The 21,680-nt window shown below is 53.5% G+C and carries 18 protein-coding genes; 4 read left to right on the plus strand and 14 right to left on the minus strand.

Annotated elements, in window-relative coordinates; genetic code table 11:
• The first annotated feature begins 89 nt into the window (after positions 1-89).
• Complete coding sequence (gene yccS, locus INT21_RS08270; RefSeq protein ID WP_193085046.1) at positions 90-2,321, plus strand: YccS family putative transporter; 2,232 nt, start codon at positions 90-92, stop codon at positions 2,319-2,321.
• A gap of 15 nt (positions 2,322-2,336) precedes the next feature.
• Here yccS and recG read toward each other — a convergent pair whose 3' ends face one another.
• Together recG and INT21_RS08280 are read right to left on the minus strand one after the other, a co-directional pair.
• Entirely contained in the window at positions 2,337-4,415 is a 2,079-nt protein-coding gene (gene recG, locus INT21_RS08275; RefSeq protein ID WP_193085047.1) for an ATP-dependent DNA helicase RecG, read from the minus strand.
• The gene (locus INT21_RS08280; protein ID WP_089040971.1) at positions 4,412-5,341 is read right to left on the minus strand and encodes a LysR substrate-binding domain-containing protein; all 930 of its coding nucleotides are present in this window, start codon (positions 5,339-5,341) and stop codon (positions 4,412-4,414) included. The genes recG and INT21_RS08280 overlap by 4 nt, the downstream gene beginning before the upstream one ends.
• A gap of 149 nt (positions 5,342-5,490) precedes the next feature.
• Between INT21_RS08280 and INT21_RS08285 the strand changes: the two genes are divergently transcribed.
• Positions 5,491-6,372 carry an SDR family oxidoreductase gene (locus INT21_RS08285; protein ID WP_089040195.1) on the plus strand — a complete coding sequence of 294 codons (882 nt, stop codon included), beginning with the start codon at positions 5,491-5,493 and terminating at the stop codon, positions 6,370-6,372.
• Positions 6,373-6,486: 114 nt separating this feature from the next.
• Here the strand turns inward: INT21_RS08285 and INT21_RS08290 are convergent, their stop codons facing one another.
• The 4 genes from INT21_RS08290 to gmk form a co-directional block, all read right to left on the minus strand.
• Positions 6,487-6,876 carry a RidA family protein gene (locus INT21_RS08290; RefSeq protein WP_083007717.1) on the minus strand — a complete coding sequence of 130 codons (390 nt, stop codon included), beginning with the start codon at positions 6,874-6,876 and terminating at the stop codon, positions 6,487-6,489.
• Positions 6,877-7,013: 137 nt separating this feature from the next.
• Positions 7,014-9,146, minus strand: coding sequence for a RelA/SpoT family protein (locus INT21_RS08295; protein ID WP_089040193.1), 2,133 nt, complete (start codon positions 9,144-9,146; stop codon positions 7,014-7,016).
• A gap of 44 nt (positions 9,147-9,190) precedes the next feature.
• Positions 9,191-9,451 (minus strand): DNA-directed RNA polymerase subunit omega, encoded by a 261-nt coding sequence (gene rpoZ / locus INT21_RS08300; RefSeq protein ID WP_038479742.1) that lies wholly within the window; start codon positions 9,449-9,451, stop codon positions 9,191-9,193.
• An 89-nt stretch (positions 9,452-9,540) separates the two neighbouring features.
• Entirely contained in the window at positions 9,541-10,173 is a 633-nt protein-coding gene (gmk, locus tag INT21_RS08305) for a guanylate kinase (RefSeq protein WP_193067824.1), read from the minus strand.
• A 202-nt stretch (positions 10,174-10,375) separates the two neighbouring features.
• Between gmk and INT21_RS08310 the strand changes: the two genes are divergently transcribed.
• Positions 10,376-11,071: an extensin-like domain-containing protein gene (locus tag INT21_RS08310; RefSeq protein WP_193085048.1), complete on the plus strand. Its 696-nt coding sequence runs from the start codon at positions 10,376-10,378 to the stop codon at positions 11,069-11,071.
• A gap of 7 nt (positions 11,072-11,078) precedes the next feature.
• On the opposite strand, the gene INT21_RS08315 is transcribed toward INT21_RS08310, so the two are convergent.
• Entirely contained in the window at positions 11,079-12,278 is a 1,200-nt protein-coding gene (locus INT21_RS08315; RefSeq protein ID WP_125753200.1) for an MFS transporter, read from the minus strand.
• 344 nt (positions 12,279-12,622) lie between these two features.
• Here INT21_RS08315 and INT21_RS08320 point away from each other — a divergent pair, with 344 nt between their 5' ends.
• Positions 12,623-13,234, plus strand: coding sequence for a DNA-3-methyladenine glycosylase family protein (locus INT21_RS08320; RefSeq protein WP_193085049.1), 612 nt, complete (start codon positions 12,623-12,625; stop codon positions 13,232-13,234).
• Here the strand turns inward: INT21_RS08320 and aqpZ are convergent.
• From aqpZ to INT21_RS08355, 7 genes are all read right to left on the minus strand, one after another.
• The gene (aqpZ, locus tag INT21_RS08325) at positions 13,231-13,980 is read right to left on the minus strand and encodes an aquaporin Z (RefSeq protein ID WP_193085050.1); all 750 of its coding nucleotides are present in this window, start codon (positions 13,978-13,980) and stop codon (positions 13,231-13,233) included. The genes INT21_RS08320 and aqpZ overlap by 4 nt on opposite strands.
• 581 nt (positions 13,981-14,561) lie before the next feature.
• Positions 14,562-15,005 carry a hypothetical protein gene (locus tag INT21_RS08330; RefSeq protein ID WP_193085051.1) on the minus strand — a complete coding sequence of 148 codons (444 nt, stop codon included), beginning with the start codon at positions 15,003-15,005 and terminating at the stop codon, positions 14,562-14,564.
• Between the two features lie 2 nt (positions 15,006-15,007).
• Positions 15,008-16,252: an MFS transporter gene (locus tag INT21_RS08335; RefSeq protein WP_193085052.1), complete on the minus strand. Its 1,245-nt coding sequence runs from the start codon at positions 16,250-16,252 to the stop codon at positions 15,008-15,010.
• A 4-nt stretch (positions 16,253-16,256) separates the two neighbouring features.
• Complete coding sequence (locus INT21_RS08340; protein ID WP_193085053.1) at positions 16,257-18,704, minus strand: TonB-dependent siderophore receptor; 2,448 nt, start codon at positions 18,702-18,704, stop codon at positions 16,257-16,259.
• A 127-nt stretch (positions 18,705-18,831) separates the two neighbouring features.
• The gene (locus INT21_RS08345) at positions 18,832-19,842 is read right to left on the minus strand and encodes a FecR domain-containing protein (RefSeq protein ID WP_193085054.1); all 1,011 of its coding nucleotides are present in this window, start codon (positions 19,840-19,842) and stop codon (positions 18,832-18,834) included.
• A gap of 9 nt (positions 19,843-19,851) precedes the next feature.
• Positions 19,852-20,361 (minus strand): sigma-70 family RNA polymerase sigma factor, encoded by a 510-nt coding sequence (locus tag INT21_RS08350; protein ID WP_193060015.1) that lies wholly within the window; start codon positions 20,359-20,361, stop codon positions 19,852-19,854.
• A gap of 139 nt (positions 20,362-20,500) precedes the next feature.
• Positions 20,501-21,541 (minus strand): zinc-dependent alcohol dehydrogenase family protein, encoded by a 1,041-nt coding sequence (locus INT21_RS08355; protein ID WP_193085055.1) that lies wholly within the window; start codon positions 21,539-21,541, stop codon positions 20,501-20,503.
• Positions 21,542-21,680 lie beyond the last annotated feature (139 nt).

Genomic DNA, 21,680 nt, shown 5'->3' on the forward strand with positions numbered 1-21,680 from the left:
TTGAAAACAGCGGGTAAAGACAAGCACACACGCTTCACTCTATACTAAGCATTAAACTAAAGTCTAAAAAGCGACCCATTAGAGACTCTATGCCTATTTCATTGCCCCTGCGGCGTCTATGGACCCTGGACAAGTTCGCCTACAGCCTGCGCGTGTTTATCGCGTTCAGCGGGGCGCTGCTGTTTAGCGGTTTGGCAGGAGACATCGCGCTGGTGATTCCGCTGTTCTTAGGCATTATTGCGAGCGCTCTTTCTGAAACTGATGACAGCTGGCAGGGACGCCTGCAGGCGCTAGTAGTCACGCTTGCCTGCTTTGCATCGGCGTCGTTTGTCGTTCAGTGGCTTTTCCCCTGGCCGTGGCTGTTTGCAGTTGGGCTGGCGGTTTCTACCTTCACGTTAATTATGCTGGGTGCCATTGGTCAGCGGTACGCGACCATTGCGTCAGGCACGTTAATCCTATCGATCTACTCAATGATCAACATTGAACAGCACGGTGGCGTGGATGAAGACGTGGCTTCCCGGCAATTGCTGCTGCTTGCAGGAGCCGCGTGGTACGGGGTTATCTCAATCCTATGGTGCGCCCTTTTTTCGCGTCAGCCGGTTAAACAAAGCATGGCGCGGGTATATAAAGCACTAGGTGAGTTTTTAATCTTGAAGTCTGCGCTGTTTGAGCCTGTTCGTGGGGTCGATCTTGAGGCACGTCGCGTGGCGCTAGCCAGGCAAAACGGCAAGGTAGTCGATGCCCTCAATCAAGCAAAAGAGATGATTTTTCGCCGCTTAGAGGGGCAGCGTGGCAGCCGCAAGCTAAACCGTTACTTACAAATTTACTTTATCGCCCAGGATATACACGAGCGGGCAAGCTCTACCCACTACCCCTATAGCGCGCTCACCGAAGCGTTTTTTCACCATGACGTGCTGTTTCGTTGCCAGCGACTCTTAGACCAACAAGGCCGCGCCTGCCGCCAGCTAGCCAAATCGTTGTTGCTTAACCGCCCATTTGGCCATGAGCAGAGTGAGCAGGCACTGGCCGATCTACGCGCTTCTATCGACAACCTAAGCGAGCGCGGTAAGCCCGAATGGCGTCCGCTTATCCACCCGCTCAATGCACTTGCTGATAACCTGTCTATTCTGGAAGCTCAGATTGCCAGTGCTCACAACCCAGACACCGACGATGATCGTCGTGATAGTTCACTTTACGACCGCTCCCCCTCTAGCGTGCTAGAAGCGTGGAAACGCGTTCAGCTAAATTTGACGCTGGGCTCACCCACGTTTCGCCATGCAGTGCGCTTATCCACCGCGCTGTTAGTGGGCTATGGGCTGCTCCAGTGGCTTGACCCCGAGCAGGGGTTTTGGATCTTGCTCACCACGCTGTTCGTCTGTCGCCCTAACTTTGCCACCACGCGTCGTTTTCTGTCACAGCGCATCCTCGGCACGGTGCTTGGTCTCATTGCAGGTTGGGCATCCATTAGCTTGTTCCCCCAAGCCAGCATACAAAGCATGATTGCGGTGGCCGCGGGCGTTTGTTTTTTTGCCAACCGCGAGCGTCACTACGTTATCGCCACTGCTTCAATCACACTGCTGGTACTGTGCAGCTTTAACCAGGTCGGCGACGGTTTTAATCTGATCTTACCTAGGCTATTGGATACCTTGGTGGGTTCGTTGATTGCCGGGCTAGCGGTATTTTTTATTCTGCCAGACTGGCAAGGGCGTCGGCTGTACCGGGAGGCCGCAAAAGTCCTCACCAACCACCGCCGTTATTTAGATGAGATTGTTCACCAGTATGAAGAGGGCAAGCAGGACGATTTGGCTTACCGGTTAGCCCGCCGCAATGCCCACAATGCCGATGCGGCGCTGTCAACGCTGCTCACCAATATGCTCCACGAGCCGGGGCACTATCGCAAACAGGACGCCGACAGCGGCCTACGCTTTCTCGTGCTGTCTAACACGCTGCTAAGCCACTTATCTGCTCTTGGCGCTCACCGCCACCAGTTGGCTGAAGATGAGGACGACGCCGCTTTGGTGCCCCTTGCCAAGCGCATCAGCGAGCTGCTGGAGCAACTGGCAGAACAACTCAATAAGCGCCAACCCGTCACTCCCTTGGCTGATCAAGTCAACGACCTGCTCGCGCAGCTAGAGCAGAATGCCGCAGATTCCTTCGATAAGAAGGGCTCAGAGGGGGACGAAAACGCCATTGCCCTTTACCGTCCCATCCAAAGCCAGCTACGCCTGATTGCCGCACAGCTAGGCCCCCTTGGTGAAGCCGCCAACCGCTTAACGGAGACACCAGTAGAGAGTCACCAAGAAGCGAGCACCGCAGCTTAAGCGCTGTATTACTCCCTACACCTGCCCATAGCGCCCGGCGGCTTCGCCTAACCAGCGCCGCACTAATACGGCGGTGACCTCAGTGTTGCCTTGAAGCGCCTGGGCAAGGGCGGTAACGCGCTCTAGCTGGTCGGCGTCACGCTCAAGATCAGCAATTTTCATCTGGGCAAGACCGGTTTGGCGAGTGCCGAGCACTTCCCCAGGGCCGCGAATTTCCAAGTCCTTTTCGGCAATACGGAAACCGTCGGTCGTTTCACGCATTACCCCCAGGCGTTCCCGAGAGCTTTTCGAAAGCGGCGGGTGGTAAAGCAACACACAGAAGCTTTCCGTGCTGCCGCGCCCTACCCTGCCGCGCAACTGATGCAACTGAGAAAGCCCCAGGCGCTCCGGGTTTTCGATAATCATCAGGCTGGCATTGGGGACATCTACGCCCACTTCAATAACGGTAGTGGCCACCAGCAGGTCGAGTTCGCCCGTTTTGAAGGCCTCCATCACCTCGACTTTTTCGCTGGCCTTCATACGCCCATGAATCAGGCCAATAGCGAGTTCAGGCAGCGCCTGGGTTAGTTCATCGCGAGTGACTTCGGCGGCCTGACACTGCAGCACCTCAGACTCTTCAATCAGCGTACACACCCAATAGGCCTGACGCCCATCACTGCAGGCATTGCGAATGCGCTCAACCACTTCGGGCCGCCGCTCATCAGACACCACTACGGTTTTGACCGGCGTACGCCCTGGCGGCAACTCATCAATCACTGACACATCCAGGTCAGCGTAAGCGCTCATGGCCAGCGTGCGGGGAATCGGTGTCGCGGTCATGATCAGTTGGTGGGGGGTTAGCCCGCCTGCTTCGCCTTTCTCGCGCAGTGCCAAGCGTTGATGAACGCCAAAGCGATGCTGTTCATCAATAATTGCCAACCCTAAACACTGAAAATGTACGTCGCTCTGAAACAGCGCGTGAGTACCCACCACCATGCGCGCACGGCCATCGGCAATAGCGGCTTTGGCATCTAACCGCGCTTTACCTTTGAGCTTACCTGCCAACCAGGCCACTTCGATGCCCAGCGGTTCAAACCAGGCTTTAAACGCCCGATAGTGCTGTTCAGCAAGAATTTCCGTGGGGGCCATCATCGCCGCCTGGCAATTGCCCGCTAGCGCTGAAAGCGCCGCCATTGCCGCAACGACCGTCTTCCCCGAGCCGACGTCGCCCTGCACGAGCCGTAGCATCGGCGCTGGCCGCGCAAGGTCTAGGGTAATCTCTTCCAGCACGCGGCGCTGCGCACCGGTAAGGGCAAACGGCAGCTGGGCTAAGAATCGGGTTTGCAGGCTGCGACCCGACGGCAGCGATGGCGCACCATCCGCCTGAATACGTAACCGCACTTCACGCAGACTGAGTTGGTGGGCCAATAGCTCTTCCAGCGCCAGCCTACGCGTGGCGGGATGATGGCCGTGGGCAAGCTGCTCAATATCCACTTCCGGTGGCGGTTGATGTAGCAGTTGCAGGCTAGCGTGTAACCCAGGCAGGCTGAACCGCTGGCGCAGGGCATCTGGAATGACGTCCGGAAGCAACTCAGGGGAGCGTTGCAGTAGCGCAAGCGCTTGCTGGGTAAGTGCGCGCAAACGCGTCTGATGCAACCCTTCAGTGGTCGGGTAGATCGGCGTGAAATACTCCTCAACCGGTGTATCGTTACCGCCGCTTAGCCGGTACTCAGGATGGTAAATTTCCAGCCCTGTTGCCCCCGCGCGCGCTTCCCCAAATGCACGCACCGTAACACCGGGGCGCATCTGTTGCTGCTGAGCAGGCGAAAAATGAAAAAAACGCAGGCTTAAAATACCGCTTCCATCGCGCACTCTGACTAACAAACTACGCCGACGCCCCTTCACAACATCGCACGCGGTGACTTCCCCTTCTATCACCGCCTCACTCCCTGCGCGCAGCAGGCCAATGGGCGTTAGCCGTGTACGGTCCTGGTAGCGCAACGGCAGGTGAAATAGCAGGTCGCTTACGCAGTCTATTCCCAAGCGCGCCAACTTTAGCGCAAGCGCCTCACCAACCCCTTTCAGCGACGAAACCGGTGCAGAAAGGTCACTCATGAGGACGGACTAGCAGTGTGTACAGGTTGCTGACATTGGCTAATCGCCTTGGCTAACGCATCAATTGCTTTTGGGCGAGGAAAGCTTGCCCGCCACGCAATGGCAACGGTGCGCGAAGGCGCGGGCTCAACAAAGGGCCGGCTCACTAGCATGGCATTTTCATACTGATCAGTGCCCAGCGCCGACTGTGGCAGTACCGTAATGCCTAATTTAGATGCCACCATATGGCGAATGGTTTCCAATGAACCACCCTCAGCAATCAGCGTATTATTGGGGCTGTTAAGCTTTTGGGTAATCGCCGGACAGGCTTCTAAAATTTGATCACGGAAGCAGTGCCCTTCCCCCAGCAGCAACAAGCGCTCTTCTAACAAATCTTCTTTGTGGATCGCGTCACGACTTACCCAGCGATGGCTGGCAGGTATCAACACCTCAAAATGCTCATCGTAAATCGGCTTGGTAACTACATCGGTCTCTGTGAAAGGCAGCGCCACAATAATGACATCCAGCTCGCCACTGCGCAGTTTCGCCCGCAAAGAACCAGTCATGCCTTCTTCAATATATAGCGGCATTTGCGGTGCGGCACTCGCCAGTGCTGGCACTAAATGGGGAAATAAGTAGGGACCTATCGTATAGATAGCGCCTATGCGCAGCGGGTTAGCCAACTGGTCTTTGCCAGCATTCGCCATTTCGTAGATAAGTCGGCTCTGTTCCAGTACGCGCTGGGCTTGAGCAACGATTTTCTCACCCAACGGGGTGACCTGCACGGTTGATTTGGAACGTTCAAACAACGGTGTATCAAGCTCGTCTTCGAGCTTTTTCACCGCCACCGAGAGCGTTGGCTGCGAAACATGGCAGCGTTCGGCGGCACGACCAAAGTGACGTTCTTGGGCAAGGGTTACGATGTAGCGTAGTTCTGTTAAAGTCATAGTGGTGCCAGTGGCATCCTCTCGTTGCAGCTCGTTACAGGTCATCGTGATAGCGAGATGGAAAAGGACAAACAAACCCTATTGAAGATGGCACATCTCATAGGGACTTTGTATCTGATAGGGAATATTAATCAAGAGGAGTGACCAAGGTGAAGCTAACGGTACTGATTATTGGCTGCGGAGATATCGGCATAACGCTCGGACGCGAGCTACTCAGCGAAGGCCATCATGTTATCGGCGTGCGCCGTCATGTCGAGGCATTAAAAGACACCGGCATTGAGCCGTTGGCGCTTGATCTTAACGATCTTGAAGGCGCTGGTGCTGACGCCCTGCCTCACGCTGACTACGTTATTTATTCCGTCAGCGCTGACCGTTTCGAAGAAAGTGCCTACCAAAGCGCCTATCCGGATGGCCTTAATCGTGTGCTTGGCGTGCTGGATCAGCATAAAACGCCACCAAAGCGCATCTTTTTTGTGTCGTCGACCAGTGTTTATGGCCAGCAGGAAGGCGAGGTCGTTAGCGAAGACAGCCCAACCGGATCAACCAGCTTTTCTGGCAAGCTGATGTGCGATGCCGAACAAGCGCTGATTAACCATTCAATCCCCGGCACAGTCGTGCGCTTTTCGGGTATTTACGGCCCTGGGCGTGATCGTTTGATTCATCAGGTCGCGGAAGGCCGCATTGCCGCTGTCACGCCAGTCAGCTACTCCAACCGTATTCACCGTGATGACTGCACCGGTATTCTGGCGCACTTAATTCGTTGTCAGGAAAAAGGCGCTCCACTCGCCGACCTTTACCTAGCTAGCGACTGCGAGCCTGTCACCCTGCATAACGTGATGGCGTGGTTAGCCAAACAGCTCAAGGTTGAATCTACCGAGACCATGCAGTCACCACTGCGCCGTCGCACCAGCAAACGCTGCGATAATAGCCGTATCCGTGAAACGGGTTATGAATTCCGCTATCCGACCTACAAAGAAGGCTACGCACAGGTGCTAAAAGAGGGCGGCTTCTTAGCGCCACAAAAAGCCTAATCGTTTCGGCGCTAACTCCTTTGTACTAACCTCAAAAAAAGAGCGGGCACTTGATGATAGAGTGCTCGCCCGTTTTTGGTGAAGACAGTTGCTGAAGACATTCAGCTCAGAGGCTTAGTCGCCAATGACCATCACAGCTTCTGCTTCTACTTGGCTGCCTTTGGGTAACGCTTTGACGCCGACCGCTGCACGGGCAGGGAAAGGCGACGAGAAGAACTCTTCCATCACCTTGTTTACGATCGCAAAGTTATCCAAATCAACAAGATATAAGTTGAGTTTGACGATATCGCCAAGCGTACCGGCAGCCTCTTCACACACCGCCTGTAGATTGGTAAATACTTGACGTGCCTGCGCCTCAAAGTCGTCAGAGATAATTTCCATTGTCTCTGGGTTCAGCGGGATCTGACCCGAAAGATACACTGTGTTGCCAGCCTTAATCGCTTGAGAGTAAGGGCCGATTGCAGCGGGGGCTTTTTCAGTATTAATAACTGCTTTGTTGCTCATGAGATAGCACTCTCCTGTCGTGTTTAATATATTTTTAGAGGTAAGTTGTAGATAGGATGATAGCGTTAAACATTAATTGTAATGGTCCGCCATAGCAGTTGCTGCCAGCCCATCGCCAGCAGCCTACTAACGGGTGATTAATTGGTCATTCTGGTTATTTTGCCGACATTAGGAAGGTTGCGAATACGCTTAATAATGCGCGCAAGATGCACTCGGCCTTTTACCGATAAGGTTAAATTAACGATTGAAAGCCGCGCATCACGCTCTTCAATGCCGATACGCTCGATATTAGCGTCGGCATCGGTCACCACGCCCGCCAGCTCGGCCACCAGCCCACGACGGCTCTCAATTTCAATGCGCAGCGCGACCGGGAAGTCTTCATCTATACTGTCCGACCACTCAAGAGCAAACAGCTTCTCTGGATCGTTTTTACGATCACCTAGGTTTTTGCACTCACTGCGATGCACCACCAGCCCCTTACCAACGGATAAGTGGCCGACAACGGGGTCGCCCGGCAGCGGATGACAGCAGCGGGCAAAATTAATCACCATACCTTCGCTACCGCTGATAACGACGGCTTTTTCACTATCCCCACTGAGAACGTAGTCAGAATTGCCGCCATTGGAGACATCAACCAAGCGCCGTGCCACCACATGGGCCATGCGATTGCCCAAGCCAAGTGACTCTAACAAAGCATCTAGCGAAACGACGTCCAGCTCTTTCAATGCTTTAGCAAAAACACTGTCATTAAGCTCTTCCAGACTGGTTTCAAACGGCGCCAGCGCTTTATTCAACAGCCGCCGCCCTAAGATAACCGCTTCTGCCTGCTGCTGGTGCTTCAATGCATGCCGTATTGCAGAACGCGCTTTTGCTGTCGTGACGAAGTTGAGCCATGCCAAGTTAGGCCGTGCCCCAGGAGCAGTAATAATTTCCAGCGTTTGGCCACTTTCAAGACGCGTCGAGAGCGGGGCTAAATGGCGATCAATACGACAAGCAATGCAGTTATTGCCAATATCGGTGTGTACGCTGTAAGCAAAGTCGATCACCGTTGCGCCCTGAGGCAGCTCCATGATGTCGCCTTTGGGGGTAAATACGTAGATATCGTCTGGGAAAAGGTCGTTTTTGACGTGCTCAATAAACTCTAGCGAGTCACCCGCATGGCGCTGCATTTCGAGCAGCCCTTTTACCCAAGCGCGGGCGCGGGCATGGCTGCCTTCGGCAATGGGGTGGGTTGTTTGCCCTGCTTTATAGAGCCAGTGGGCAGCGATGCCATTATTAGCCATCGCCTCCATCTCACGGGTGCGGATCTGCACTTCAATTGGCATCCCGCCCTGACCAAACAGCGTGGTGTGAAGACTTTGGTAGCCGTTGGCTTTTGGGATAGCGATATAATCTTTAAATCGCCCTGGCACGGGCTTATAGAGATTATGCACCACGCCTAAGATGCGATAGCAGCTAGCAACATCTTCGGTAATAATGCGAAATCCGAAGACATCCATAATTTCCGCGAACGGCTTACGCTGGTCGCGCATCTTTTTATAAATCGACAGCAGATGTTTCTGCCTGCCGATCACGGTGCCTTTAAGCCCTTCATCGTCCAGACTCTGCTGTAGCGATGACTGAATTTCTCGCATCGCACTACGGCGGTTTCCCCGCGCGCTGGCGACCGCACGCTTGATGCGTTCTGAACGCATTGGGTGAATAGCCTGGAAAGAGAGATCTTCAAGTTCAACACGAATCGTATTGATACCTAAACGTCCCGCGATACGGGCATAAATTTCCAGCGTTTCTCGGGCAATACGGCGCTTTTTATCTGGGCGCAATGCTCCCAGCGTGCGCATGTTATGCAGACGGTCAGCCAATTTTACGATGATGACGCGAATATCCCGCGACATCGCTAACACCATCTTCTGGAAATTTTCCGCCTGGGCGACGGCTTTGTCTTCAAAAGTGATCTGGGTCAGCTTGGAAACACCATCCACCAGTTCAGCGACAGGCTTACCAAACTGCGCAGACAGCGCCTTTTTCGAGACACCTGTATCTTCAATGACATCGTGCAGCATGGCCGCCATCAAGCTTTGATGGTCCATGTGCATATTAGCCAATATATTAGCGACCGCTAACGGGTGGGTCACATAAGGCTCACCAGAGCGACGACGCTGGCCGTCGTGGGCTTGCTCGGCATAATAGAAAGCGCGTTTGACCTGCTGTATTTCGTCTGGAGGTAAATAGCCGCCAAGTCGATCGGCCAGGTCATCAATGGTGAACATTTACCGCGCCCCTAGTCGCTTCTAAGTCCAGTCTCTAGTCAACCTTAGTCGTCGATATGTGTCGTAGGCGTCATTGCTGGGCGCGTACGAACCGCGGCTTCAACCGGCTCATCTAGCACGGTGTGATTTACCAGGCCGGCGGCAATTTCACGCAGTGCCATAACGGTAGGTTTATCGTTCTCCCAGGGCAGTTGCGCTTCACGGGAGCCACGGGCAAGCTGGCGCGCGCGCTGGGTAGAAATCATCACCAGCTTGAAGCGGTTCTCAACATTTTCCAGACAATCTTCAACGGTTACGCGAGCCATGGGGGCCTTCCTGTAATGACAACGCTGGGCCAGCGTTGTGGTGAAACGCCGCGGGCCCAGCAAAAAAAGTGGTAATGGAACCTGCTAGATTACTCGACGCTAGGCGCTTGTGACAAGAGCGCATCGAGTAGTGGCGCATGACGCACCTGCATCGCCTCACGTGTTAAGCGGCGACTGATCACCAGCGACTGCAACTCTTGCAGTGCTGTGGTGAAATCATCGTTGATGACTAAGTAGTCATATTCATCAAAATGGGACATTTCGCTAACGGCATCACGCATACGCCGAGCAATCACTGCGTGCTCATCGGTTCCGCGGCTAGAAAGACGCCGCTCTAGTTCGCTACGCGAGGGTGGCAAGATAAAAATCGACACTGCCGAAGGCATTTGCTCACGTACCTGCTGAGCGCCCTGCCAGTCGATCTCTAAAATAACGTCTTGCCCCGCATCCAGAACAGCTTGCGCCGCACAGCGAGACGTACCGTAGTAATTATCAAAGACCTTGGCATACTCAAAGAACTCACCGCGCTCAATCATCGCTTCAAAGTCGGCTACGTGAGTAAAGTGGTAGTTCACGCCATCCACTTCCCCCTCGCGCTTAGCTCGCGTGGTATGTGATACCGAGACCTGAATGCCATCCAGGCTCTCGATCAGCTCGCGGACCAAGCTGGTTTTACCAGCACCCGACGGGGCAGAAATAATAAAAAGCGTACCCTGGGACATGAAGCGCTTCCCTAATTAGCAAAAGATAGATAGCGAAATGATAGTCAGCGAAAGATCGTTGATGAAGATAAACAGCACAACGGCAATACGTTGTACTGTTTATCAAGCACTGCGAATAAGGTTCTGCAAATAAAGTAGCGCGCAGTATCGCACACCTATGCTATGGACTGTAGCGTTTCGGCGCAGTCACAAGGAGGTCGTTATGCGCAGTACGATCGTTATTTTATGCTTAATTGCCCTAGGCGTAGCGTTCCAAAAAGGGCTGATTGAGATTCCCCGCCATTGGGTACCCTGGGCGCCACTCTATATCGATGACCCAATAACGCCCATCACCCAGCTAAAGCTCAAACGTCTAAACGATGACCGGAGTGCCTGTTTAGCCGCACTGGACACCGTGCCAGAAAGCGAGCTTAGTTACACACCTTTAGCCGATTATTCCCCAACCGCTAGCTGCCCACTGACGAATATCGTGCGTATGCAGTCTAGCAGCGTTCGTTTTAACCAACGCTTTGTCGCCACCTGCCCAATGGCGCTGGCCTGGGTAATGTACGAGCGCCATGCCCTTCAACCTGCCGCCCTGGAAATCATGGGTAGCCGTGTGGCCCAAGTCAATCACGTTGGCAGCTTTGCCTGCCGTAACGTCTATGGCCGCGAAACAGGCAGGCGCAGTGAACACGCCACCGCTGAAGCACTGGATGTGGTGGGGTTTCAGTTTGAAAATGGCCAGCGCGTTACGCTGATCAATCACTGGGATAACGAAGGCGAAACTGGGGAATTTCTAAGAGCAGCGAGAGATGGTGCCTGCGACACATTTGGTAACGTGTTGGGGCCAGACTACAACGCCGCACATGCTGATCATTTTCACCTCGGCATGCGCGGCTTTCGGCTATGTCGTTAGTAAACACTCACTGATAACGTTCAGCCGTAGCGAAAGTGCGTTTCTCAAGCCAGCGCCCCCAAGCAAAAATCACTAGCCCGCAAAGCGCTAAACCGGTACCGACTAACCCCGTGCTCGACCAACTAAAACCTGCGCTAATCACCAGCCCCGCTAACCATGCCCCTAACGCATTGGCTCCATTAAAAGCGGCATGGTTTAGCGAAGCTGCCATCGTTTGGGCATCTTCTGCCACATCCATTAAACGAGTCTGCAGCGCTGGCGCTAGCGCCATGCTGGAACCGACTAATCCGACAAATAACAGCCCCGTCCAAACATTATTAGCAGCAAAATAGAACAATCCCTGAATCACTGCGCACCACACCAAGGTAGCGGGAATCGCGCGCATCAGGTTCTTGTCCGCTGCACGACCACCGATCAAATTCCCAGCGATAGAGCCAAGACCAAAGATGACCAACACTAGCGGCCCCAGCGCTTCACTCATACCCGCTTGCTGAGTAAGCGTAGGCATCACATAACTAAAAATAGCAAACATACCGCCACAGCCAATACAGGCAATGGCCACCGTCACCAGCACACGCTGCTTTATCAATGCCGACAGTTCACGTAACGGGCTTGCCAAAGCATCGAACGGCTGTACAGGTACCCACAAACGAATCAATAGCGCGGTCAACAGGGCAATAATGCCTACGGCTGCAAAGGCGATTTGCCAACCAAACAGATTGCCTGTCCACGTGCCTAACGGCGCGCCAATCAGAATCGCCAACGTCAAGCCCATCATTACCCGTGAAATAGCGCGTGCCCGCTGATCAACTGGCACTGCACCCGCGGCCACCAATGCGGCTACGCCAAAATAAGCACCATGCGGCAACCCGGCGATAAAGCGCAGCCCTACAAATGACCAGAATCCCGGCGCCATGGCACTGGCGATATTACCGATAGCAAAGACCAACATCAGCACAATGAGCAACGCACGCTTTGGTACCCGCGCTGCAAAGGCAGATATCAGCGGCGCGCCCACAACTACGCCCAGGGCATAGCTACTGATGGCATAGCCCACCTGTGGCACCGTAACGGCGAGATCTTCCGCGACACGGTTCATTAACCCCATAATGACGAATTCGCTGGTGCCAATACCAAACCCGCCTAACGCCAACACGACTTCTGCCAACCGCGGGTTACGTGCCAATCCCGATGACGACGCCTGCATACTTTTCTCCCCCAGGCGCATTCAACACCTGCTTAACAAAACGGTCTTGTATAGCTGCAAATGATCGCAGGATTAGACAAAAGTAGAAATACGCAACACCAAAAAAGTTAGCGGGCGAACGAGGCAATTCCTACGGATTACAACGGTAATATCCCAGGGAGCCTCTGATTAACGTTATGAGCGCAGGCCAGACAAGGCAAAAATCAACGAAAAAGCGGAGTTTACGGGTTGTAAATGAGCATTTTGAGGTGATTTTTAACGCAGTATGGACAAGCGCAATAGTTAATCAGAGGTTTTCTAGTTTTGTTAGTGTGTTTTTAAACTTATAAGCAGGTGAAATGTTCATGACACTAGAGACTATCGAGCGCGCCATGGAGGCACTGGCTAAAGCAGACCCCGATATTGCCCGTGCTTATCCACTCGTGGGAGCCCCCGCACCGCGCCAACGCGACCAAGGCTTCGCAACGTTTTTTAGTACGATTGTGAGTCAGCAGATTTCGACGGAAGCGGCGCGCGCTATTATGGGCCGAGTCACTTCATTGCTACCTGAATTGCACGCGCAAGCAGTTATCGACGTTGAAGACCAAGCGCTGCGTGATGCAGGGCTTTCCTGGCGCAAAGTAGCGTATGCCAAAGGGCTGGCGGAGGCAGAGCTTGCAGGCACATTCAGCGCCGATGGGTTGGCCACGCTGAGCGATGACGAGGCGATTGCCGCCATCACTCAACTACGTGGTTTTGGACGTTGGAGCGCCGAAATTTACCTGATGTTTTCGCTCCAACGCGGGGATATATTTCCCGCCGACGACCTTGCCTTACGTGTAGCGCTTGGCCGTCTAAAAAAGCAGGAAGACAAACCCACGCCTAAACAGGCTCGCCAGTTAGTCGAACACTGGGCCCCCTGGCGTAGCGTGGGTTCGCTATTTTTATGGCACTACTATCGTGGAGAGCCGCTTTAGGGAACGATCTTACCCGTTAGATCATCGTCATGATCAGAAGGCGATGGCGGCGCTATGAGTGCCTCAGGCTGAGCAATAAAGCGATACGCTAGTGCCCCTAACGCTGCGCCGATCATAGGCGCTATCCAGAACAGCCACAGCTGAGCCGTCGCCCAATCTCCTACATATAGAGCAACGCCCGTACTACGCGCTGGATTCACCGAGGTATTGGTCACCGGAATGCTGATCAGGTGAATCAGCGTTAAGCCCAAGCCAATCGCCAACGGCGCAAACCCTGCCGGTGCGCGGCCATCGGTTGCCCCCATAATGATGAAGATAAACATCATGGTCATTACGACTTCCGTTAGTAACGCCGCCGTCATGCTATAACCGCCGGGTGAATGCTCCCCATAGCCATTAGATGCAAACCCAGCCGACACATCAAACCCTGCTTGGCCACTCGCAATCAGATACAGCACGCCACCGGCAACAATGGCACCCAGTACTTGCGCACCAATATAGTAAGGCAACTCTTTAGCAGGAAAGCGTCCTCCCACCCAAAGCCCTACCGATACCGCAGGATTTAAATGGCACCCCGAAATATGCCCAATCGCATACGCCATCGTAACAACCGTTAAACCAAAGGCCAGCGACACTCCTAATAGGCCAATGCCTACGTCTGGAAAAGCCGCCGCTAACACCGCGCTGCCACAACCGCCCAATACTAACCAAAACGTACCGATTAACTCCGCTGCGTACTTTTTCATATCTCTACTCCTCTAATGACCAAGCATCATTGGGAATACCGCGCCAGCTAATTAAGCACCCATAAGGCCGCTCATTAATGTGTACGCAGTAATGCGCGCACTCAGTGCACGCCATTTTTTTAATTAACTTAAAGAGAGAAACTAGTTCTTAAAAACTAGGTCTTAAAAACTAGGCGCATTGTTAATTTTTCTTACAGCAAATTAGTGTAAAAAATTATTCAAACAAGCACCTAAAGAAAAGACAATCTTTTATATAACAGCCTCTAAAAATGGGCAATAAAATATCACCTTCGACATTAAAATAAACAATAATAAACAATTAGCACATCAGTCATTATGTGCTAAAAAACCATTAATCAATTAAATTGATAAAAAGTGTTTCTTTAATACCATCTTTTTAGGCTACAAAAAAACGTTAACAATACCAAAAGCACCCGTTATAGATGAAAAGTAACGGGTGCTAAATGACTGAGTGAGCTACCTCTATGGATGAAACATTCAAAGCTGACTAAGCCCTAGCCTAGATAGTGAAACGGCAGATCCAGTTTCGGACGCATGGCATAGAGCTGAGTGCCCTAGATTTAGGCACCCAGTAGTTCTACCGCCAGCTCAGAGGCCTGTTGCCGAGTCTGCACCACCTTCATGGGAAACTGATACAGTTTTCTTGAGACAGTTTTGAGACGCTCTTCAAGAAGCGCTCTTAGCGCCTCATCCTGGGTAACGTAAACATATCCTTGGCAGAAGTGATTCAGGCGGTCGCGATGTTTTTTGATCCACAGGATTGCTGTCTTTTCGTCCTCGTGAGGTTCGTCATCATGATCATGGCTAGGTGGCGTCCATACCGCTACGAAAGGCTCTTCCTGGGATAACAGGCAGTCCAGTCCAGTCAGAAGTCGGGAGACGCGGTTTTCCTCGTTCAGCTCTGGGAAACGGATAAAAGCCGTCGGCCAATCACCAATATCAAATAAGTCTCGATCCGGCACCGATTGCTGGAATTGCACGTATTTCTGAGTCATGTTGGACATAGTTATTCCTCTGAGTAAAGACGTCGTAAAACGCTGATGACTAGTAGCAGAGCCAGCGCACCGATGGCGTAGAACAGTCCCCAGCCAATCAGAGATATCAGGCTGGCAGCCCCTACGGTGACCAGCGTGCTGGCAAAGCGGCTAATGCCGTAATAGGCGGCGTAGTCGGTCGCTGGCTGTGTCCCTTCTGACCAGCCCAGAATTTTGGCCGCAACGGTGACGTAGATGCCGCTGACACCAGCCCCAATGGCGATAGCACCAGCCATAGCAAGGGTCGGCACTAGCTGCAGAAAGCCATATCCCATGGCAGCCAGCGACAACAATGAGACGGCTGCGAACAGAGACATGGTGCGAGTCAGTCCAGCGAGTTTCATCAATGGGATAGACATCGCAGAGGTCGCCATCATGGTCAGCGGCCCCAGGGTGCCGACGATCCAGCCCACTTGTTGAATACTGACCCCAAGGTCGATGAGCATCAGTCGATTTAGACCGGCGAGCGGAAAGATGATGCAACAGGTTAGCGTCAGCAACAGTACGCGGCGGCGCGAATCAGCCACAGACAGCAGCTTCAACAGGCTGGCCCGACTATGAGAGGAGTCTGGCTGGCTGGAGACGGCATCAAAACGGCCCAACGGCAGGGCGAATAGCAGCAGCAACCCCATGACCATCGACAGCAATAGAAAAGCATTCTGCCAGCCTAGCTGATCAAAGAAGCCCACAAAACCTCCTCCACCTAGCATGGCGCCCAGGGACAGAGCAGCAAGCTTGGTGGCAGAGGCGACCGGGCGCCATGCAGGGAGAATAGTCTTAACCGCCATGGCATCCAGCGCCAAGTCCATAGTGGCAATGGCCAGCGACACCAACAGGCCCAGACCAAACAACTGCCACCACGGAATACCTTCAGACAGGGCGATAAGAATCAAAACGAGGATGGCGGCAGTCTGCATAGCCACAATCCAGCCCAGTCGGCGAGAAATCAGCGGCAAGCCAACCCTGTCGATCATAGGAGCCCACAAGAAGGTCAACCCGAAAGGCAGGTAAAGCAGGTACAGCCAACCGGTGGAGGCAATACTCAGCCCCTGATCCCGCATAATGGCTGGCATACCACCATTCACCACCCCCATGATCAAACCAAAGCCTACATACAGAGCATTGATCCCAAGCAGTACCCAAGGTTGGTGTGCTGCTGCGATTGGCTCTCCCAGCGCTTCGTATCGGTCGAGGCCGCTTGTTTGGTTTGTTTTCATAGGGCTACCACTGGTACTTCAAGGTGGCGTAGACCGAACGTCCGTTGCCATAGTTACAAAAGTTGTTGCCCAAACAGGTCACGTAAGTCTTATCGGCCAAGTTGGTGATGTTGAGCTGTGCGTTCACGCCATCCAAGCGCGGATCTAAAACACTCAGGTCGTAACGTATTAGTGCGTCTAATAGCGTGTAATCGGGGACACTCAGCCTTTGGGCACCGGAGGTAAAAGCGTTGGGGCTGTAACCACCAGTTGACTCACCCACGTAACGGGCACCAGCACCAACGGTCAGGCCGCTGAAGAGCGGTTGGCTGAAACGGTGATCAATCCACAAGGATGCGGTGTAGTCAGGAATGGCAATCGGAGCATCGCCTCTATCAACGCCAACGCTTTTGCTGATGTCTGCATTGGTGTAAGTCACTGCCCCGATGAGGTTGGTCTGCGTGTCCAGTTCGAGTTTAGCTTCTAGTTCCACCCCTCTGGAGGTGACTTCCCCAGTTTGATAGCGCATGAGCGGATTAACCGTCGTCACCACATCCTGCTGGGTAATATCGAAATAGGCCAGGGTGAACAGGCCGTCTAGCCCAGTGGGCTGATACTTAAGCCCCACCTCGTACTGTTCTGCTGTAGTCGGATCAAGGGCATTGCCCTGATAGTCTGTTCCGCTCGCCGGCAGGAAAGACGTGGAATAACTACCATAGGCCACTAGGCCGTTATCAAAGCTATACAGTAGGCCCAGTTTGCTACTGAATTCACTGTCATTCTGGGACTGGCTAGTGTTGGCCAAGTTGTTGTCGGTTCTGGTGTGGACACGCTCATAGCGGCCACCCAACAGTAATGTCCACTGATCAAAACGGATCTGATCCTGAAGGTAGATACCATTTTGGTCGATGCTTTGCTCCTGATCGACAAAGGGGGCAAGTACCAGTGAGTTGGCGATAGAGTACTGGGGATCTAGATAATCAATGGAGGGAGCCATACCAAACTGTCGTTTTTGCGTAGAATCAAGGGATTGGTGATCCCAACCAATCAATGCCGTGTGCTCCAACTCGCCCGTTAGGAAATTGGTCTGAACCTGCAGATCGGACGCCAAGCCTGTTGCAGACTCATCCGTCGCAAGAGCGTAGCGGTTGATGGTATGGCCATCGGCAGCCAGGGATTGTGTAGCGACGTCCTGGGTAATCGAATCGACATTCAGATAGCGCAAATTGTGGCGGATGGCCCAATCGTCACTGAACCGGTGTTCAAACTCGTAACCCAGAGAGTACTGTTCCCGGTCGAATTCAGCGAAAGCTGGATCACCATCATTAAAATCGGTGGGAATCTGTCCCGCCGGGCTGTCCCAGAGTGAACCTACCGTCGGCAGAATGCCGTAATAACCACCTTCAGGGTCTTTCTGATAGCTGGCTAGAACCGTCAGGTCAGTGTTATCACTCATGCGCCAAGTTAGTGAGGGAGCCACGTAGTAACGCTCTTCCTCAGTGTTAACGACCTGGGTGTCGGCGACCTTGCCAAGAGCAACGAAGCGATACAGCAAGGTTTTATCTTGATTGACTGCATCGGATACGTCGAGCGCTGCCTGGGAGTGGTCATCACTGCCCACCTGGAATTCAACTTCTCCCCTGGGTTCCTCGGTCGGGCGCTTGGACACGGTATTAACTAGCCCTCCAGGCATAGCGGTTCCGTAAAGAGTTGATGAGGGGCCTTTTAGTAGCTCGATACGTTCGCTGCCATAGGCTTCCACTTGTGGAATTGCATACCCCGGCCCTCGCGGAAGACGCAGGCCATCCTGAAACAGAATTGGGTCGCTGGGGGAGCCGAAGCCACGGATATAGGGGATATCATACCGGGTTGCAGACCCACGGATTTCAGCAGCGATACCCGAGGAGTAGCGCAGCGATTGCGCAAGGCTCAAGGCACCTTGGGATTCAGCCTGTTCACGAGTGACGACGGACACTGACTGAGGTGTCTCCAGAATTGAAGTATCAGTCTTGGTCGCGGTTGCACTGCGTTGTGCAACGTAGCCCTCTACAGGCCCTCGGGCGGATTCCGCTACGCGCTCAGCATAAATATTGATTGGTGGCAGGGTAGTGGTGGCTTCATTGGCAACAAGCAGCCTGAATTGACCTGGCGCCGTCTGCTCGGCGGTCAGTCCTGTTCCTGCAAGAATTGCGTTCAACCCTTCTCGAACATTATAGGTACCTACCAGGCCTCGGCTGGTCCGACCTTCCGTCAAAGAACCATCAATAGCCAGCAGTATGCCGGCGGTGGTAGCAAACTGGTTCAGTACTTGATCAAGACTGCCTCCTGGGGTGCTGTACTCTGTGAGCAGTTCCGTACGGGAGCCACTATCAACCTGTTGTGCGGATGCAGGCGCGATGATAACGCTGCCTAGGGCCAGCAGGACGGCCTGAGCTAATGCTCTGCGCCGCAGTGTGTCGTGTAGGGAGGGCATGCTTCATCCTCATGGGTGACAGAAATATTAAGCCTCTGTAGTAATCCCGAACGAGAATGAAAAAGTGCTAAGGTTTATGAAAAAAAAGTTTACGGAAATAAGTTTATGGAAAAAGTAGGCAATCTCGCTAAGAGGCAGAGATCGTTACCCAGTATCGGGTCAAAGTATGAATGCGAATAGGCAATGCCTGTTCTAGTGCTTGCAGAACTTGGTCAGTGTCACGCAACGGATACACGCCGGAAACGACGAGGCTGGCGACAGCCGGATCACAGCGTAGTACGCCGACGCGATAGCGCCCCAACTCGGCGAGAAAATCACCTAACCTCTGCTGTTCAGCAATCAATAAGCCTCGTGTCCAAGCTGATTTGGCCATATCAACGGGCGTGGGTAGGGTGACCTGGTGTTGGTCAAAACGAGCCTGCTGGCCGGCATTAATCCGTATGCCCGCACTCGACCGGGGGGTGAGCTCAATAGCACCTTCCAGCACCTGAACCAGGACGCTACCGGCAACGTCGTCATACTGACGAACCGAGAACCGGGTACCGATAGGACGAACCTGACCACTTCGGGTTGAGACCATGAAGGGGCGTGCAACCGTTGCCCGATCCGGTGCCGTTGCAATCATAACTTCACCTTGACGCAGGTGCAGTGTTCGCTGGCTATCAGTAAAGGTGACGTCAACGGCGCTGTCTGTGTTAAGCGTGATAACGGTTCCATCCGGCAACGTGACGCTGCGTGTCTCGCCGCGACGGGTCGTGTAATCGGCGGTTGCGGCCTGCCAATGAGAGGTTCTCTGGATACCATAGCCACTGCCGCCAATACCAACCAAGACGACGAAACCAAGCAGAAGTTGGCGACGTCGAGTATCCGGGCCGCTTGCTCGTAAGGCCCTGCCTGCGATGTCACTCGGTATATGACTGAAGGGATCGTGTATTTGCTGGAGCTGCTGCCAAGCCTGCTGATGCTTGGGACTGGCATTCAGCCAAGAGGTGAACGCTTGCTGCTCCTGAGGCGTGACTTCGCCAGACCAGAGAATTATTTGCCACTCCATGGCGGCCTGTAACTCGCTGCTGTGACATTTTTCGATGTTCTCACCGGAGTCGTTTCCATGAGAGTTAGTGTCGCCAGGGTGACTCATTGGACGCTTCTACTCCTGGGTAGCGGCCACACAGGCCTGCACCGCAAGAAGCATGTAATTGCGGACAGTGGCAACAGAAATACCCAGCTGAACGGCAATCGCCGAGTACGTGAGGCCATCAAAGCGCGACAACAGGAACGTTTCTCGAACCAGAGGCTTTAATCCGCTGAGCATCGCGTCAATTCTCACTAGCGCCTCAATGGCCAGCCAGCTTTCCTCTGGGGAGGGCGTAAATGCCTCAGGACACTGGGCAAGCGCATCCAGGTAGGCCTGCTCGATACGCTGTTTCCTGTACCGATCAATCACGAGTCCTTTGGCAATCTGTATCAGGTGGGAACGAGCTTGATCGGCGGTTGGGGTTCGGCGGGATTTCAGGATTCGCAGATAGGTGTCATGGGCCAGATCCGCTGCGTGATGCGAGCAGCCAAGGCGATGACGCAACCAATTATGCAACCAAGCATGGTGGTCGCAGTACAACTGGTGGATATCGTTGGACTCGGCGGTATCAGTGCCGGACACAGGGTATTCCTTGAGCAGCAGGCTTTATGGGATATAAATAATAATCACTCGCATTGTAGTCCGTTGATGAAAGTAAAAGCAATCCTGGCATGAGTCCAAGACCGGAACCGCAAAAGCAGCAACGCTGCAGCCCGCTTTATCAAAATTCTGTCACCACCGTCACGCCCGCTCCTTCGAACTTATCCATGTTCATCAGCGCATCAATCGATTGCTCAAGATTGATTCGTTTGCCGATAAGCTTTTCAGGCGCCAACTTTCCAGACTGGATCATCGCCAGCATGGCGTCATAACGGTGTGCCTGCATGCCATGACTGCCCAGTATTTCAAGTTCGTGGGCAATAACCTTACTCATGGGAATAGCGGGCGTACTGTTCTCAGCCAACATCAGCCCGACCTGGATATGCTTACCGCGTTTACGCAGATTGCTGATGGAGTTAAAACAGGTCGTCGGGTGGCCTAACGCATCCAGGGATACATGAGCGCCCCCCTGCGTTATTTCCGCCACTGCCTCAACCACATCGGCAACCTTGGCAGCATTCACAGTGGCAACGGCACCCAATTGACGGGCCAGGTGAAGCGCCTCTTCCGAAATATCGATAGCCACCACATTGGCGCCGACGGCGTTGGCAATCATCACGGCAGAGAGGCCAACCCCACCGCAACCGTGGACGGCTACCCACTGCCCTGCCGCTGTTTTGCCCTGATCAACCACTGCCCGAAAAGAGGTAACGAACCGGCAACCCAAACTCGCCGCCGTTGCAAAATCCAATGTCTCTGGCAACGCAACCAAATTGACATCGGCGTAGTGAATACTCACATACTCAGCAAACGAGCCCCAGTGCGTGAAACCCGGTTGAAACTGGCTATCGCACACCTGATGGTTTCCAGAGTGGCACTCAGGGCAAGTGCCGCATCCACCAACGAAGGGAACCGTGACGCGGTCGCCAATGCGCCATGTGTTTACGTCCTTACCCACAGCTTCAACAACACCTGACAACTCATGCCCCGGCACATGGGGAAGTTGAATATCAGTGTCATGCCCTACCCAGCCATGCCAGTCACTGCGGCAAACGCCTGTCGCCATCACTTTCACCACAACCCCATGCGGCTCGGGGGTGGGGTCAGGCAATTGCTGGATCTGTGGTGGGGCGAAAAATTGCTCAAAAACAACGGCTTTCATAAAGAATTCCTAACCTATATCGTTTTTTACTTTATAAAGTCTCATGCGGATAAGAAGCAAATTGTTGGCCGCACCACAATCATCTCACCCGAGCTAACGCCGCCGCCAATCAATGCGGTGATATTTATCCCGCCATTTA

Origin of the sequence: Halomonas sp. 3F2F (assembly GCF_014897805.1) — a bacterium.
Classification (GTDB): domain Bacteria; phylum Pseudomonadota; class Gammaproteobacteria; order Pseudomonadales; family Halomonadaceae; genus Vreelandella.

Coding starts and splice junctions, on each gene's coding strand:
- rpoZ (WP_038479742.1), bottom strand. CDS start 9,451: ATGGCTCGCGTAACCGTTGAAGATTGTCTGGAAAATGTTGAGAACCGC.
- INT21_RS08330 (WP_193085051.1), bottom strand. CDS start 15,005: ATGTCCAACATGACTCAGAAATACGTGCAATTCCAGCAATCGGTGCCG.
- INT21_RS08345 (WP_193085054.1), bottom strand. CDS start 19,842: ATGAGTCACCCTGGCGACACTAACTCTCATGGAAACGACTCCGGTGAG.
- INT21_RS08310 (WP_193085048.1), top strand. CDS start 10,376: ATGCGCAGTACGATCGTTATTTTATGCTTAATTGCCCTAGGCGTAGCG.
- INT21_RS08335 (WP_193085052.1), bottom strand. CDS start 16,252: ATGAAAACAAACCAAACAAGCGGCCTCGACCGATACGAAGCGCTGGGA.
- INT21_RS08315 (WP_125753200.1), bottom strand. CDS start 12,278: ATGCAGGCGTCGTCATCGGGATTGGCACGTAACCCGCGGTTGGCAGAA.
- aqpZ (WP_193085050.1), bottom strand. CDS start 13,980: ATGAAAAAGTACGCAGCGGAGTTAATCGGTACGTTTTGGTTAGTATTG.
- INT21_RS08320 (WP_193085049.1), top strand. CDS start 12,623: ATGACACTAGAGACTATCGAGCGCGCCATGGAGGCACTGGCTAAAGCA.
- INT21_RS08340 (WP_193085053.1), bottom strand. CDS start 18,704: ATGCCCTCCCTACACGACACACTGCGGCGCAGAGCATTAGCTCAGGCC.
- INT21_RS08280 (WP_089040971.1), bottom strand. CDS start 5,341: ATGACTTTAACAGAACTACGCTACATCGTAACCCTTGCCCAAGAACGT.
- yccS (WP_193085046.1), top strand. CDS start 90: ATGCCTATTTCATTGCCCCTGCGGCGTCTATGGACCCTGGACAAGTTC.
- recG (WP_193085047.1), bottom strand. CDS start 4,415: ATGAGTGACCTTTCTGCACCGGTTTCGTCGCTGAAAGGGGTTGGTGAG.
- gmk (WP_193067824.1), bottom strand. CDS start 10,173: ATGTCCCAGGGTACGCTTTTTATTATTTCTGCCCCGTCGGGTGCTGGT.
- INT21_RS08290 (WP_083007717.1), bottom strand. CDS start 6,876: ATGAGCAACAAAGCAGTTATTAATACTGAAAAAGCCCCCGCTGCAATC.
- INT21_RS08295 (WP_089040193.1), bottom strand. CDS start 9,146: ATGTTCACCATTGATGACCTGGCCGATCGACTTGGCGGCTATTTACCT.
- INT21_RS08355 (WP_193085055.1), bottom strand. CDS start 21,541: ATGAAAGCCGTTGTTTTTGAGCAATTTTTCGCCCCACCACAGATCCAG.